Source organism: Kitasatospora sp. NPDC002522, from assembly GCF_053595195.1.
This window is the reverse complement of the sequence record NZ_JBSFXE010000037.1, coordinates 39,236-53,512: the sequence shown is the minus strand read 5'-3', so window position 1 is coordinate 53,512 and position 14,277 is coordinate 39,236. Positions and strand designations below refer to the sequence as shown.

The following is a 14,277-nucleotide window of genomic DNA, read 5'->3' as shown; positions in this document are numbered from 1 at the left end:
GCTTCGGGGTTCCGGAGACCTCCATACGCCAAGACCTTGCAGCGCCCTGTGACCCCGACCGCCACGCACTCCCGCCGTTCCCCGGGCCCCTAGCGACTCCTGGCGGCTCCTAGCGGCTCCTCCCGAGCGCCAACGCCGCGAGCACCGCACTGGCGTCGCCCAGCACCCCGTCATCGAACTCCGCCTCCGCCGAGTGGTTGTACGGCGCCGTGAACGGGTCCTTCTCCGGCGGGCAGGCGCCGAACATCACGTACGCCGCAGGAACGTGCTCCGCCAGCACCCCAAAGTCCTCCGACCCGGCCACCGGTCGCGGCATCTCGATGTACCGCTCCGCCCCCAGCACCTGACGCACCGTCCGCTCCGCGTACGCCGCCTCCACCGGATCGTTGACCGTCACCGGGTAGCCGGGCTCGATCTCCGCCTCGACCTCGCAGCCGTGTGCCTCCCCCACGCCGCGCACCACCCGCAGGCCCTCCGTCAGCACGCGTTCGCGTGCCTCCGGCGAGAACGAGCGGATCGTCGCCCCGAACTCCGCCTCGTCCGGGATCACGTTCTCGGCCGTACCGGCGTGGAAGGTGCCGACCGTGAGGACGACCGGGTCGAAGGCGTCGAAGCGCCGGGTGACCATGGTCTGCAGGGCCAGCACCGCCTCGCACGCGGCCGGCACCGGATCGATCCCCAGGTGCGGGCTGGAGCCGTGGCCGCCGCGGCCTCGCACCACCACCCGCAGCGTGTCCGAGGCCGCCATGATCGGCCCGGGCCGCCCGGCCACGTAGCCGGCGGGCAGCAGCGAGGCGCCGACGTGCAGCGCGTACGCGGCGACCACGCGCTCCCCGGCGGCGTCCAGTACGCCCTCGTCGACCATCAGGGCCGCGCCGCCGCCGCCCTCCTCGCCGGGCTGGAACATGAAGACCACGCTGCCCGCGAGCTCCTCCCGCCGGGCGGCGAGGAGCCTGGCGGCGCCGATCAGCGCGGCGGTGTGCAGGTCGTGGCCGCAGGCGTGCATCGCGCCCGGCACCTCGGAGGCGTACGGCAGGCCGGTCGCCTCGGTGACCGGGAGCGCGTCGAGGTCGGCGCGGAGCAGGACGGCGGGGCCGGGGCGGGCGCCGCGCAGGACGGCGGTCACCGAGCTGAGGTGCTTGCCGACGGTGGTCTCCAGGCCGAGGCCGTCCAGGGCGGCGAGCACCTTGGCCTGGGTGCGGGGGAGGTCCAGGCCGATCTCGGGGTCGCGGTGCAGGGCCCGCCGGAGGGCGACCAGGTCGGGCTGCAGGGCGGCGGCGGCCTGGCGCAGCGGGGTGGGGTCGGGGTGAACGTCGGCCGACATGGGCGCGCCTCCTGGGTGGACGGGGGTGGGCGAAACGTTCGCATCCTCACCCCGGTGCCGCCGTAGTACGCCCGCTCGCACGGATCGGCCGGAGTCGGTCCGGCCGCGCACGAATCGGTCAGGACGGGCCGAGGAGTGCGGCGGCGATGGCGCGGGCCTCGGCGGCGGGGGCGGTGGTGCCTTCGCGCAGGGCGGTGACGATGGCGCCGTCCATCAGCAGGACGAGGCGGCGGGAGAGTTCGGCGGCCTGGTCGCCGGGTCGGCCGTCGGCGGCGAGCAGGGCGGCGAGGTAGCCGGTGACCTTCTCCTTGTGCTCGGCGGCGACCCGGTGGGCGGGGCTGTCGGGGTCGGCGGTCTCGACCATGGTGTTGATGAAGGCGCAGCCGCGGAAGTCGGCGCGGGCGAAGCGTTCGGCGAGGGCGTCGAAGACGTTCAGGGGTTTGCCGCCGAGGGCGGTGACCCGCTCGGAGAGCCAGTCGCGCCAGTTCTGGTCGCGGCGGGCGAGGACCGCGACGACGAGGTCGTCCTTGCCGGCGAAGTGCCGGTAGAAGGAGGCACGGCCGACGCCGGAGTCGGCCAGGATCCGTTCCACGCCGACGGCGCGGATGCCCTCGGCGTAGAAGAGCTGCTCGGCGGTGTCGAGCAGGCGGGCGCGTGCGTGGGTGGCCATGTTCCTCAGGTTAGCGGGTAGTTGACGATTTCGGTACCGATCGGTACCGTCTCCCAGTCAGAACGGAACCGGTCGGTACCATCTGGAGGGGTCATGCCACGCCTGCCACTGCTCACGGACGACCCGGACGGCCTGCTGGAGCGCACCCGCGCCCGCCTCGGCCGGCTGCCCAACCTGCACGCCACCCTCGCCAACAGCCCTGCCGCACTGGGCGGTTACCTGGCTCTGCACGAGCACCTGGGGGCCGGCGCGCTGACCCCGCGGCTGCGCGAGCAGCTCGCCCTGCTGACCGCCCAGCACAACGAGTGCACCTACTGCGTGAGCGCCCACACGCTGCGCGGACGCCGCCTGCTCGGCCTCAGCGACGAGGAGTTGGCCCGCACCCGGCAGGCCGCCGACGACACCGACCCGCACGCCGACGCCGTCCTGCACCTCGCCGACCGCATCCTGCACACCCGCGGCCGGGTGACCGACGAGGAGCTCGCCACGGCCCGCGAAGCCGGTGTCACCGACGCCGAACTCGCCGAGATCACCGCCCACATCGCACTCAACACCCTGTCGAACTACTTCAACCACCTGGCGCAGCCCGTCCTCGACTTCCCGGAGGTCCCCGCATGAGCCCGCAGAGCCACCACGGCACCGTCGAACTCCGCCCCGGCTACACCGTCCTGGACGCCGACGGACACCCCGTCAGCACCGCCACCGACGTCCAGGTCACCCTGGAAGGCGGCTTCGCTCACCTCCGCTTCCCCGGCACCGACACCGTCCAGGTGGTCTCGGCCCCCGCCGTAGCCCGGATCACCTACCGCCCCTCGGGTACGGAGGACGCTGATCCGCCGTCATGATCGCTGGTGGGGGAGGCGTCGGGGATGGGCAAGCCGGGGATGAACGAGTCGGGGACGCCCTACCCGGCGCTGCACGGACTGCGCGGATTCGAACGCGGCCACTACCTGCTGACCGCCACGCTGTGCGGCATCGACCTGCTCTGCCTCTCCGCCACCTGGCTCCCCAGCCGCTCGCTCGTCCCGAAGCCCCTGGTGCTCGGCCTGTTCCTCGCCGTCTTCCCGGTCTTCATCGTCGGGCTCTTCCGCCTGATCGCCGCCCGCGTCAAGGCCAACCAGGTCCGCAGCTCCTTCGAACTGCCGCGCGTGCCGCGCCCCCTGCGGGCCGCGTACGCCCTGGCCATCGCCCTCATCGCCCTCGGCATCGCCACCGGCTCCGCGCACCAGGCCGACCTGAAGGAAACCGAACGCGTGCTGGCCGCGTTCCCCGCCCCCTTCTACACGATCACCAGCGCCCTCATCCTCACCACCGCCACCACCACCCGCCGCCTCTGATCGTCAGTCACTACAGTCCGCCCCCTCCGGGGGGACGGCCGGCTCGGCTGGTGGATCCAGGGTCATCGCTCGGCGCGGAGCATGACCACTCCGGCTGCGGTCATCCAGCCGAAAATCAGCCCCATCGGGACGATCATGGTCAGATTGAGCGGTGCCAGCCATCCGTTCTTCGCGATGACTGCGAAACTGATCGCGAAATTCAAGGCGGCCACCGGGAAGGCGGACTTCGCCAGCCATGTGGGAAAATCCGGCACCTGAAGGGTGGCGACCCCGGCTGCGATCATCATGAGGGCTGCGGGAAGTTCGGCGAACGGCCAGAAGAGGATGGACGTGATGAAGGTGTAGTGGACCATGGACGTGCTCATCGCCACGGGGTGCCCCAGGGCCCCGAGCAGGGTTGCCAGCCAGAGAACTGTCGATGCCGTGAAAGTGGAGACGGTAGCGACCGCACACGGTGTGATGAGTTGGGTGAAGACCGGGCGCGGTGAGGTCGTTCTCGATCGGATCATTTCCGTCAGGCCAACGACGAACCAGATCATCAGAAGAAATGCAAGGGCATTTCCGAAGCAGCCGATGACGACTCGTGGAGCGTTGTTCACCATGAACGAGACGATTTCCGACGGAGGCTCGTCCCAGACGGGGAATACGTGGGGGAAGCTCCCCGCGATGATGAGCACGATGAACCCGGCGGGAAGTTGTACGATTCCCGCCCACGCGGCGTATTTGATATCCCCGCTCTGGGACTTGGACCGGGGCTGGGACATCGATACCTCCCGGGGCGGTGGCGTCTCCTTCATTGCGTGTCCCCGGCTGCCGCGGATTCGGTGTGGTGGTCCGGGCCGAGTTGGCCGATGGTCCAGCCGCGCGGATAGCTGCGGGGTTTTCGGACGTAGGGCCGGGAGTCCGGCCGCGGGGGCGTGAGGCGGATCAGTCGGCCCCGGGCGCGAAGCGCGCGGCGGACGAGGGCGCCGAACCAGGCGGGCAGGGGCGGCTGGTCGAGGATGCCCCGGATGTTCTCGGGAATCATCGACGTGATGGCCTTGGTCGCGATCGTGCGCGTGCCGGGTGGGCACAGCGCGGCGATGATCCGCATGGCGTGCGCGACCATGGCGCCGTTCGCGTAGTGCCACGTGCCGCGTTCCTGGATGTCGCGTTCCAGCCACGTCTTGAACTCGTCGTACGAGGACGGGATGTCCTTGATGCCCATGAGTTCGCCGAGCCTGCGGTGGGCCAGGGCGATGGCGCGTTGCTCGTGGTCGGACAGGGGGCGCCAGCCGTACTGGTTGATCCAGTCGATCGCGGCGACGACGTGGCCGGCGAGGATGTGCAGGTAGTCCTCGTTGGAGATGGTGTAGCGGCCGTGGATCTTGTTGAGCGCGCGTACGGCTTCCCTGCCGTGGGCGGAGTCGAGTCCGTCCCGATGGGCTTCGAAGGGAAAGAGCATGGTGTCGTCGTAGCGCTTCATGCCGCGGTGGGCGAACTCCCCGGTGCCGGCCAGGGTGTGGGTGATGCTGGGTATGACGAAGTCGGTGACCAGCGCGAAGGACCATCCGGTGTGGTAGTCCCAGGGGAACTCGTATCGGGTGACCAGCTTGAAGATTTCGTCGTAGTCACGCTCGGGATCCAGGGTCTGGATGTAGTGCAGCCTGCTGTAGCGGCCCATTGGTCGGTAACTGTCCTCTCCTCGGCCTTTGGCGAATGCTGCCCTGGAGCGCGAAGGTTTCGTCGACCGGATCGCCCGGAAACCCATCCGGCGTGACCGGAACGAGGACCGCGAATCCCGGGTCGTTGATTTCATTGACGGGTGGTCGGACGTCATGGCCGGCCTGGAGCGCCAGGCCGGGACGGCGCAATAACGGCCGTGGAATCCGGTGATCAGTCGTCAGGTCGCCCGGGCGATCTCAACGACGCGGCGGTGGTAATGACCGCCACGGTGAAGAGGGTCGGGTACCGGCGGCGCGGGGGTGCAGAACTGGTCGAGGAGCTGTCCACCGGGCCACACCCGGAACATCGTTGGGGATGCTCCTTTGGCTGTCAAGCAGCAGGGGTGAGGTTGGTCCGAGTGACCTGTTCCGTTGGTGTGCCTGGTCGGGCACGGTGCGCCGGCGATGTCCTCGGGAGGTGAACCGCCTGCCGTGATGCCCCGTTATGAATGGGCGGGGCCGGAAAACTTGAGGATTTCTCGGCCCCGCCATCGACCATGGGGGGGCCGGGCAGGCCGTTCCGCCGTCCGTGGATGCCCAGGGAGAAAGCAGGCAGGATGAAACTGCTGGCAAAGTCCGCCGTCGCGAGGTCGGGTGTGGTGCCGCTGGCGCCAGGCGGCCTTCCACTGGTCGGGCATCTCATACCACTTGCCCGGAGGCGGTTGGACTACCTTCTGGAACTGCGCGGGCTCGGCGATCTCGTACGCATCAGGGTCGGCTCGTCGGACTTCTACGTGGTCAACTCGCCGCAACTGCTGAACCAGGTCCTGGTGACGCGGGCCGACTCGTTCGACCGCGGCCGTGTCTTCGCGAAGGCGAGGGCTTTCGCCGGCTACGGCATCGCCACGTCGGACGGGGCCTACCACCTGAAGCAGCGTCGCATGATGATGCCGGCGTTCCATGTGGCGAGGCTTCGCGAATACGCCGAGGCCATGGTGGAGGAATCCACCCGGCTGACCGGGCGCTGGCAGGCCGGCCAACGGGTCGATCTGGACCGGGCCATGCACAGGCTCCTGTGCGCGATCACCGCGCGGACGCTCTTCCGCCAGGGCCTGTCGGAGGAGGCCGCGGCGGAGGTGTCGAAGCACCTCGACACGCTCCTCAAGGGGGTGCTCTGGCACACCATCGCACCTGACCTGCTGGGATCTCTTCCCACACCGGGCAACCGCCGGTTCGACCGGGCGGGCACGGAACTCCGCGAGCTCGTGACCGATTTCGTGCAGGCGTACCTGGCCGACCCGACGGACCGCGGGGACCTGCTGTCGATGCTCGTCGCGGCACGCGACGACGGGACCGATCAGGGCATGACCAGCGAGCAGTTGCTCGACGAGGTGCTGACCATCTTCTTCTCCGGCATGGAGACCTCTGCCACCACCCTGAGCTGGCTGTTCCACGAACTCGGCAGGAACCCCGAGCTGTACGAGCGACTGACCGACGAGGTCGACTCCGTGCTGCAGGGCCGGAACGCGGGTTTCGACGAGCTGCCGCAGCTCGTGTTCACCCGGCGCCTCGTCACCGAGGCACTGCGCCTGTACACACCGCCGTGGATCCTCATGCGGACGTCGAACACCGAGGTCGACCTGGGCGGGGCGCAACTCCCCGCGGGCACCAACCTCGTTTACAGCCTGACGGCCATGCACCGCGACCCGGCCCTGTACGCGCAACCCGATCGCTTCGATCCCGACAGGTGGGCGGACCCCGAACTCAAGGCGCCGTACATGCCCTTCGGCGGTGGTCGCCACAAGTGCATCGGCGACCACTTCGCGATGACCGAGATGGTCATCGTGGTGGCGACCATCGTGGCGCGCTGGCGGCTCGTACCCGTCCCCGGCGTGGAGGTGCGGGAGATCGCCCACGGGACTCTCCGGCCCAGCAGCCTGCCGATGACGGTGCAGCCCAGGAGCTAGCGCCGGCCGCGCCGGCGAAAGCTGCCTTCCCGCCCCGCCGCCGCTTCCCGGAGCCCCTTCCCCGGCTCCTTCTGACTTCGCTCCGAGTTCGGTCCTTCGCTCTCACCCCGCTCGCGCTCACTTTGGAAGGAACGAGATGTCTGCCTCAGAGGTCGAGCCGATCGCGGTCGTCGGCATAGGCTGTCGCTTCCCCGGCGGGGTGGAAAACGCCGGAGGGCTGTGGGACCTCGCGGCCGCGGGGCGGCACACGGTGGGACCGGTGCCCGAAGGCCGCTGGAACAGCAGGCGCCTGGCCGCGATCCACGATCCCGAGATCGCCGAGCGGGCCGGCATCGGCTGTTTCCTTGAGGGCGACGTGTGGGCCTGGGATCCGGCGGCGTTCTCGGTGGCGCCGTCGGAGCAGCGCTGGGTCGATCCGCAGTTCCGGGTGCTGATGGAGGTGGCCTGGGAGGCCGTGGAACACGCGGGCATCCCGATGGACCGGATGCGCGGATCGCGTACCGGGGTGTACATCGGCACCTACGCGCCCGACAACCTGTTCCGTGAGGCACGGCCGGTGGAGGACTCGCCGAACAGCCCGTACCTGTTCGGGAACTTCACCGCCGGAGCGGCGGGCCGGGTGGCCTTCTCGATGGACCTACGCGGTCCGTCGATGGTGGTCAGCACGCATTGCTCGTCCGGGCTGGTGGCCCTGGACGCGGCGTGCGGGGCGCTGACGCTGGGGGAGTGCGACACCGCCCTGGCGGGCGCCGTGCTGCTGATGGTCTCCCCGGAGACGCACTACTACGAGGCTCCGCTGCTGCTGTCACAGCGTGGTGCGTGCCATGCCTTCGACGCCCGGGCCGACGGCTACGTGCGCGGCGAGGGCGCCGGAGTGCTGGTGCTGAAGCGGCTGGCGGACGCACGGGCCGCCGGGGACCGGGTGTTGGCGGTGATCCGTGGCAGTGCGGTCAACAACGACGGCCAGGCGACCCGGCTGACCGCGCCTTCCACCGAGGTCCAGCAGGCGCTGTTCCGGGAGGCGGTGAAGAAGGCCGGCATCGACCCCGGCGAGGTCGGGCTGGTGGAGGCGCACGGCCCGGGTACGGCGGTCGGCGATCCAGTCGAGTACACCTCGATCGACGCGGTGTACGGGCACGGCCGGGGGCGGTGCGCGCTCGGGTCGGTCAAGACGAACATCGGCCACACGGAGCCCGTCTCCGGCATCGCCGGCGCCATCAAGGCGATCGAATCGCTCCGGCGCGGCGTGATCCCGCCGAACCTGCACTTCCGGGAGTGGAACCCGGCGATCCAACGCGACGGCTCCTCGCGGCTGTTCGTGCCGACCGAGCTGACCGAGTGGCCGGTCCCCGGCGAGGCCCGACTGGCCGCGGTCTGCTCGTACGGCGTCACCGGGACCAACGCCCACGTCGTACTGGAGGCGGCTCCCGCCGCGCCGCGCCGTCGCCCGGCCGGGCGAAGCGCCGGGCTGTACCTGCTGTCCGGCAACTCGCCGAAGGCGCTGCAGCTCTCGGCCGGACGGCTCGCCGACTGGGCCCGGACCGCGGGCGGGAGCGTCGACGCGCTCGACGTGCGGCACACCCTGGCCCAGCGCCGAGCGCACGCGGACCAGCGGCTCGCCGTGGCCGCCCGCGACCTGGACGAACTGAGCGCCCGCGCACGGGCGTTCGCCGCCGGGGAGACGGCGGACGGGACGGCGAGCGGCCCGGTGGCGCTGCCGCCCGGCCATGCCGGTCCGGTCCTCGTCTTCACCGGCCAGGGCTCCCAGCGCCCGGACATGTGCCGGGGCATGCTGGCCGGCGAACCGGTGTTCGCCGCAGCCATCGACGAACTGGAGCCACTGATCCAGGCCGAAGGGGGCTTCTCGGTACGGAAGTTGATCGAGGCGGGGGACGTCTCGATCGGGATCGAACGGGTCCAGCCGATGCTCTTCGCGGTTCAGATCGCACTCGCCGCGGTGTGGCGCTCCTGGGGCGTGCAGCCCGCCGCGGTGATCGGGCAGTCGCTGGGAGAGGTGGCCGCGGCGGTGGTGGCCGGCGCGCTCGGCCTGGCCGACGGAGTGAAGGTGATCTGCCGCCGCGCGGCCCTGCTCGCGACCATCTCCGGTGGGGCCATGGCCTCGGTGATGCTCGGCGAGGAGGAGGTCCGGGCCGCGATCGAGCGTGCGGGCGCGGACGGCGTCTCCCTGGGCGTGCTCACCTCGCCGGGCACCACGGTCGTCTCCGGCGACAGCGGGCAGGTGGCCGCCCTGGTCGAGGCGTGGACCGCGCAGGGCACGGTCGCCAGGATGATCGACGTCGACGTGGCCTCCCACTCGCCGAAGGTCGATCCGATCCTGGACGAGCTCCGCACCGCCCTGGCGGGCGTATCGGCGTTGCCGCCGGGCACGGGGTTCTTCTCCACCGTCAGCGAGGACCCCGAACAGCCCGGACCGCTGGACGGCGCGTACTGGGTCCGCAACCAGCGGGACCCGGTGCGCTTCCGGACGGCCGTCTCCGCCGCGCTGGCCGCCGGGCACCGGCTGTTCATCGAATGCACCGCCCACCCGCTGGCGGTCCGCCCGATCCTGGACACCGCCCAGGCGGACGGTGTGCGCGACGCCGTCGCCGTCGGCACCCTGCGCCAGGGCCTGGACGACCAGGACGCCTTCCTCACCCACCTCGGCGCGGTGCACTGCGCCGGGTACGAGGGCATCGACTGGTCCGCCCACCACGACGGCGGGGACTTGGCGGACGTCCCCGGCACGACCTGGGAGCGCGTGCGCCTCGGCGGCGACGAGGAGCCGCACGTGCTGGTCGCCCCCGGCCTGGTCGGCGCCGAGCAGCACCCCCTGCTCGGCGGGCACGTCCGCGACCCGCAGACGCCCGACCAGCACCTGTGGCAGACCCCGATCAGCCCGGGCCGTCTTCCCTGGCTGGACGACCACCGGGTCGCAGGCGTACCCGTACTGCCCGGAACGGGCTTCGCGGAGATGCTGCTGGCGTCGGGTGCCCGGGTGTTCGGCACCGACCGAATCGCGGTGAGCGACCTGCGCGTGGACCACCCGCTGGTCCTGGACCCGGAACCGCTGGTCACCACCCGTCTGCTGCGCACGGACGGCAGCGCCGAGGCCGAGGTGTTGTCCTTCGACGAGGACGGCGGCGTGGTCGTCCACGCCAGGGGCACGGTGCGGCCGCTGTCCGCCCTCGACGCCGCGCCGCCGGCGGACCCGTCCGTCCCGGCCGGCCCCGAGTGGGCCGACTCCTCCCCGGCCGACCTCTACCGGCACTTCCGCGAGCGGCACAACGTGCAGCACGGCCCGGCCTTCACCGCGCTGGACGGCATCCAGGTGCACGCCGAGGAGGACCGGGCCGTCGCCCGGCTGCGGATCGCCGAGACAGCCCGCGTCTCGGCCTGGGCGATGGCGCTGCACCCGGCGCTCGCCGACGAGGTCGTCCAGACCGTGGTGTCCGTCTGGCTGGCGCACCACGCCACCAGCCCGGGCCCGGTCGTGGTGGCGGGTTTCGAGGAGATCCGCCTCTACGGCCCCACCGCGCACACCCGACTGGCAGCGGTGGAACTGCACAAGGTGGACGATCTGACCTGCGTCGCCTCCGCACGTCTGGTGAGCGCGAGCGGCACCGTGGTCGCCGAGATCCGCGGGCTGCGGCTGGCGAACATCACCCCGCCCGCCGAGCGCTTCGCCTCCCGCCTGGCCCACTTGGCCTGGGTGCCCGAGCCGACGCCCACCGCCGAGGAACCGGCGGACGGGAGGTGGCTGGTCCTTGCCGAGGACGGGCCGGTGTGGCCCCGGCGCCTGTGCACCATGCTGGGTCAACGGTCGGCGGGCAGCCGCCTGCTCACCCGCCCGGAGGGCGTCATGTCCGACGCGTTCGACGCGGAGGAAATCGCCGCGGCACTGGACGAGGACACCCCGCACTCCCCGACGTCCGTGCTGATCGCCATCACTCCCGCCGCGGACCAGGACCGGGCAACGGCCGCGCGCAAGGACGTCGACAGGGTGACGGCGATCCTGCAACAGCTCGCACACCGCACTGACCTGCCCCGGCTATGGGTCGTCTGGCGCAGCGACGACGGCCCGCTCGGCGCAGCCGGCCTGCGCGGCCTGCTCCGGGTCGCCGCCTTCGAACACCCCGAACTGCGGCCCAGCAGCATCGAGCTGGCCGGCGACACCCCGCTGGACGTACTGCTCGACGACCTGCTCGCCACCGACCGGCCGATGGTCGAGATCGCCTGGCGTCAGCAGGAACGCCGCGTCGCCCGGGTCCGCACCGGCCCGGCACCGTTCAGCCTGCCCACGCCGGTACGGACGGACGGCGCGTACCTCGTGACGGGCGGCCTCGGCGGCCTCGGCCTGCTGACGACACGCTGGCTGGCCGAACAGGGCATGCGCCGGGTGGTGTTGTGCGGCCGATCCGCCCCGTCCGCGCACGCCGAGCGAGTGCTGGAGGAACTGCGCGCCTCCACGGGCGCGGACCTCACCGTGGCCCTCGGCGACCTCGGCGACCCGTCCACCGTGCAACTGGCCATCGCGGCAGCCGTCGAGGGCGGACTGCCGCTGCGCGGCATCGTGCACGCGGCCGGGCTGGTCGAGGACGCCGTCCTCGCCAACCTGGACCAGGACCTGACCGCCCGGGTCTGGCGCGGCAAGGCCGACGGCGCCTGGGCACTCCACCAGGCCAGCATCGACCACGAGTTGGACCACTTCGTGGTCTACTCCTCGGTCGCCTCCCTGCTCGGCTCACCCGGGCAGGCCGCCTACGCGGCGGCCAACGGCTTCCTGGACGCCCTGGTCGAGTGGCGCCAGAGCCAGGGCCTTCCCGCGACCGGCATCCACTGGGGTGCCTGGAGCGAGGTCGGAAGGGGCCGGCACCTCGCCCGGCAGCGCGTCCTCATGATCTCACCCGCCGACGGAATCGCCGCCCTGGAACGCATCCTGACGGATGGTCACCGCCGAATCGCCTACTCGCCGATCGACGTGTGGCAGTGGACCGCGCCCTACCCGGCCGTGCGAGGCTCCGCCCTGCTGGCCGAACTCCTCGGCGAGGCCCCGGCGTCCGAAGAAACCTCCTTCCCGGTCCGTGACGAACTGCTCGCCGCCCCGAGCGGAGCCGAACGCCGCCTGATACTTGAGGAGTTCATCATCACCCAGGTCCGCGAACTCCTCGGCGGCGGAACCCGGCACATCGGACCGCACACCAGCATGGTGCTGCTGGGTCTCGACTCCCTCGGCGCGGTGCAACTGCAACAGCGGCTGCAGCAGGCGCTCGGGATCGAGATCAAGGCCGGCGTCATCTGGGTCAAGCCGAGCGCCGCCAGCCTCGCCGAATGGCTGGACGAGCACCTGGCTCCCGCCCCGTTCCCCGACGCCGGGTGAAGACGTGCCGCCGGCGGACGACGCCCGCGCCGTCCACGACGAAGGCCGTCCACGACCTCGAACACCGCCTGCGCTGGTCACACCGGCGACGCCGGCACATGTCCGTGTCATCACCGGCCACGCTACCGGCCGACGGTCGGCACACACCGGTCTGTCAGACGACGGCCCGTTTCATCCGGTCGAACACGGCGTCGAAGACCCGGCTGTCGGTCTCGTCCGCGAACGCGGCGAGCAGGTGGCCGAGGACCTCGTGGCGGTCGATGCGTCGGCGGTCGAGGCCGTCGGCGAGGGCCAGGGCCCGGCGGTCGACGTCGCGCCTGAGCTTGGCCGACAGCGGGGTGGGCGGCCTGGACGGCGGGGGCTCCGCCGCCTCGATCACGCCGTTCAGCGCCTGGGCGATGGCCTGCGGGTCGTCCTCGTCGCTGAGGGCCAGGTCGCCGGGCAGCAGGCGCACGGTCTCGCGGATCCGCTCGGCGGTCACCCTGTCGGCGCCGGCCGCGTTGACGACCAGTTGGTAGACGCCGACGGCGGCCTTGAGGCCGTGACGGTTCTTCAGCGGCACCAGCTCGCGGACCTGCCCTTCGGGGGCCTTGTAGCCGCGGGCGTTGAGGACTTCGCCGAGCTCCCACCCGGCGCGGAGCTTGCTGCACCGCGACTGCTTGATGCCGTGCTCGACGTCCGCCCACTCCTCGATCGTGGCGTAGCAGCGGTCCGGCTCCAGCTTGTGCGGGAGCCGGCGGAACAGTCGGCCGACGGCCATGGTGTCCAGCGACTTGCCCGCGACCCAGTAGGCGGTGGACAGCAGTTCCACGCCTTCGACGCAGGCCGCGAGGCGGTGCTGCTCCTCGGCGGTCAGGTCGCCGTCACCGGCGGGGTCGACCGGGTCGGGAATCTTGTCGAGACCTGGACGGGACGCTTCGACCGCGGCGGTGATGCGGGTGGCCAGCTGTTCGTCGGCCGCGGTCTGCCGTTCGTCGGCCACCCGCTGGGCGGTGCCGGCCAGGCTGGCCACGGCGGCCTCGGTGGCGTCGTCGTCGTCCCAGCCTTCGAGCTCGTACGCGTGGCTCATGCGGTCTTCACCAGTCCCGCGTGGGCGGCGATGTCGAGGAAGAATCCGGCGGTGTCGCTCTTCGGCCGGTGTTGGACGACCGGCAGGCCGACGCTGCGGGACTCCTTGAGGTCGGTCGCCCGGATGGGGACCTCGCCGATGCAGCGGATGCGCGGGTGGCTCCTGAGCTGCTGGTAGATCTTCGCGTCGAAGTCGCCCATCGGCCGCGTGACCCGGCCGATGATCAGGCCGAGGATCTCCAGGTCGCCGTCCGGCCGCTCGGCCTTGCGCATCGCGACGATGTGCTGGGCGGTCTGCATCTTGACGGCCTTCATCGACCACTCGTCGACGTCGACCAGGATGATCGCCGCGTCCGCCGCGGCGGTCTGGGCGTCGGTGTCGGTGTCCAGCGCCGGTCGCAGATCGAGCAGGACCACGTCGTAGAGGTGGACCACGTGCGACAGCAGGCGGCGGTAGAGGCCGATGCTGCTGCCGTGCTCGCGCATCCGGGACGGCAGGAAGCACATGTCCATCGAGCCGGGGAGGACGTCGATGTTCGGCACCCGGGTGCGGGCGATGATCGGTCGGGGGTCGCCCATCCCCAGGACGACGGTGGCCTGGGTGGCGCCCGCGTCCTCGTTCAGCAGCGGGACCTTGAAGGCCATGCTGGCGTTGCCCTGCGGGTCGCAGTCGACGACCAGCACGCGCAGGCCGTGACTGGCGAGGGCGCCGGCCAGGTTGATCGTGGTGGTGGTCTTCCCGACGCCGCCCTTCTGGTTGCAGACGGCGATGATGCGGGCCGGTTCGGCCCCACCGTGGCGCGGTGAGGGAAGTGCGAGAGCGTCGAGAACGGCGCCCGGTGCCGTATCGGTCATGGCACGGACGATAGTCATCCGACCGCCCCCCACCCG

Annotated in this window: 11 protein-coding genes; 5 read left to right on the top strand and 6 right to left on the bottom strand. The window is 71.4% G+C overall.

All coding sequences use genetic code 11. The features are described from left to right. Positions 1-109: 109 nt before the first annotated feature. A complete protein-coding gene (locus ACWD4U_RS26955) occupies positions 110-1,324 on the bottom strand; it encodes a M20 metallopeptidase family protein (RefSeq protein ID WP_363457759.1) in 1,215 nt (404 codons plus the stop codon). Positions 1,325-1,442: 118 nt separating this feature from the next. Next, the gene (locus ACWD4U_RS26950; RefSeq protein ID WP_363457757.1) at positions 1,443-1,994 is read right to left on the bottom strand and encodes a TetR/AcrR family transcriptional regulator; all 552 of its coding nucleotides are present in this window, start codon (positions 1,992-1,994) and stop codon (positions 1,443-1,445) included. Between the two features lie 93 nt (positions 1,995-2,087). Between ACWD4U_RS26950 and ACWD4U_RS26945 the strand changes: the two genes are divergently transcribed. The 3 genes from ACWD4U_RS26945 to ACWD4U_RS26935 are packed head-to-tail and all read left to right on the top strand — an operon-like array spanning position 2,088 to position 3,331. Next, positions 2,088-2,612 carry a carboxymuconolactone decarboxylase family protein gene (locus ACWD4U_RS26945; RefSeq protein WP_363457754.1) on the top strand — a complete coding sequence of 175 codons (525 nt, stop codon included), beginning with the start codon at positions 2,088-2,090 and terminating at the stop codon, positions 2,610-2,612. Next, on the top strand, positions 2,609-2,839 hold the full coding sequence (locus ACWD4U_RS26940; protein ID WP_363457751.1) for a hypothetical protein: 231 nt from the start codon (positions 2,609-2,611) through the stop codon (positions 2,837-2,839). Before ACWD4U_RS26945 ends, ACWD4U_RS26940 begins: the two co-directional genes overlap by 4 nt. A 24-nt stretch (positions 2,840-2,863) precedes the next feature. Continuing rightward, complete coding sequence (locus ACWD4U_RS26935) at positions 2,864-3,331, top strand: hypothetical protein (protein WP_363457749.1); 468 nt, start codon at positions 2,864-2,866, stop codon at positions 3,329-3,331. A 62-nt stretch (positions 3,332-3,393) separates the two neighbouring features. Here the strand turns inward: ACWD4U_RS26935 and ACWD4U_RS26930 are convergent, their stop codons facing one another. Continuing rightward, complete coding sequence (locus tag ACWD4U_RS26930) at positions 3,394-4,095, bottom strand: hypothetical protein (RefSeq protein WP_363457747.1); 702 nt, start codon at positions 4,093-4,095, stop codon at positions 3,394-3,396. A gap of 29 nt (positions 4,096-4,124) precedes the next feature. Beyond that, the gene (locus ACWD4U_RS26925) at positions 4,125-4,994 is read right to left on the bottom strand and encodes an oxygenase MpaB family protein (protein WP_363457744.1); all 870 of its coding nucleotides are present in this window, start codon (positions 4,992-4,994) and stop codon (positions 4,125-4,127) included. Between the two features lie 597 nt (positions 4,995-5,591). On the opposite strand from ACWD4U_RS26925, the gene ACWD4U_RS26920 reads away from it, so the two are divergent. Continuing rightward, positions 5,592-6,941: a cytochrome P450 gene (locus tag ACWD4U_RS26920; protein WP_363457741.1), complete on the top strand. Its 1,350-nt coding sequence runs from the start codon at positions 5,592-5,594 to the stop codon at positions 6,939-6,941. 136 nt (positions 6,942-7,077) lie between these two features. Beyond that, positions 7,078-12,318: a type I polyketide synthase gene (locus ACWD4U_RS26915; protein WP_363457738.1), complete on the top strand. Its 5,241-nt coding sequence runs from the start codon at positions 7,078-7,080 to the stop codon at positions 12,316-12,318. 154 nt (positions 12,319-12,472) lie between these two features. Here ACWD4U_RS26915 and ACWD4U_RS26910 read toward each other — a convergent pair whose 3' ends face one another. Together ACWD4U_RS26910 and ACWD4U_RS26905 are read right to left on the bottom strand one after the other, a co-directional pair. Then, positions 12,473-13,387, bottom strand: coding sequence for a hypothetical protein (locus ACWD4U_RS26910; protein ID WP_363457735.1), 915 nt, complete (start codon positions 13,385-13,387; stop codon positions 12,473-12,475). Further along, on the bottom strand, positions 13,384-14,241 hold the full coding sequence (locus tag ACWD4U_RS26905; RefSeq protein ID WP_363457732.1) for a ParA family protein: 858 nt from the start codon (positions 14,239-14,241) through the stop codon (positions 13,384-13,386). The genes ACWD4U_RS26910 and ACWD4U_RS26905 overlap by 4 nt, the downstream gene beginning before the upstream one ends. Positions 14,242-14,277 lie beyond the last annotated feature (36 nt).

Excerpts from the sequence above, each read along its gene's own strand:
- ACWD4U_RS26945 (WP_363457754.1), top strand. The coding sequence starts at position 2,088 with ATGCCACGCCTGCCACTGCTCACGGACGACCCGGACGGCCTGCTGGAG.
- ACWD4U_RS26925 (WP_363457744.1), bottom strand. The coding sequence starts at position 4,994 with ATGGGCCGCTACAGCAGGCTGCACTACATCCAGACCCTGGATCCCGAG.
- ACWD4U_RS26940 (WP_363457751.1), top strand. The coding sequence starts at position 2,609 with ATGAGCCCGCAGAGCCACCACGGCACCGTCGAACTCCGCCCCGGCTAC.
- ACWD4U_RS26955 (WP_363457759.1), bottom strand. The coding sequence starts at position 1,324 with ATGTCGGCCGACGTTCACCCCGACCCCACCCCGCTGCGCCAGGCCGCC.
- ACWD4U_RS26935 (WP_363457749.1), top strand. The coding sequence starts at position 2,864 with ATGGGCAAGCCGGGGATGAACGAGTCGGGGACGCCCTACCCGGCGCTG.
- ACWD4U_RS26920 (WP_363457741.1), top strand. The coding sequence starts at position 5,592 with ATGAAACTGCTGGCAAAGTCCGCCGTCGCGAGGTCGGGTGTGGTGCCG.
- ACWD4U_RS26950 (WP_363457757.1), bottom strand. The coding sequence starts at position 1,994 with ATGGCCACCCACGCACGCGCCCGCCTGCTCGACACCGCCGAGCAGCTC.
- ACWD4U_RS26905 (WP_363457732.1), bottom strand. The coding sequence starts at position 14,241 with ATGACCGATACGGCACCGGGCGCCGTTCTCGACGCTCTCGCACTTCCC.
- ACWD4U_RS26910 (WP_363457735.1), bottom strand. The coding sequence starts at position 13,387 with ATGAGCCACGCGTACGAGCTCGAAGGCTGGGACGACGACGACGCCACC.
- ACWD4U_RS26930 (WP_363457747.1), bottom strand. The coding sequence starts at position 4,095 with ATGTCCCAGCCCCGGTCCAAGTCCCAGAGCGGGGATATCAAATACGCC.
- ACWD4U_RS26915 (WP_363457738.1), top strand. The coding sequence starts at position 7,078 with ATGTCTGCCTCAGAGGTCGAGCCGATCGCGGTCGTCGGCATAGGCTGT.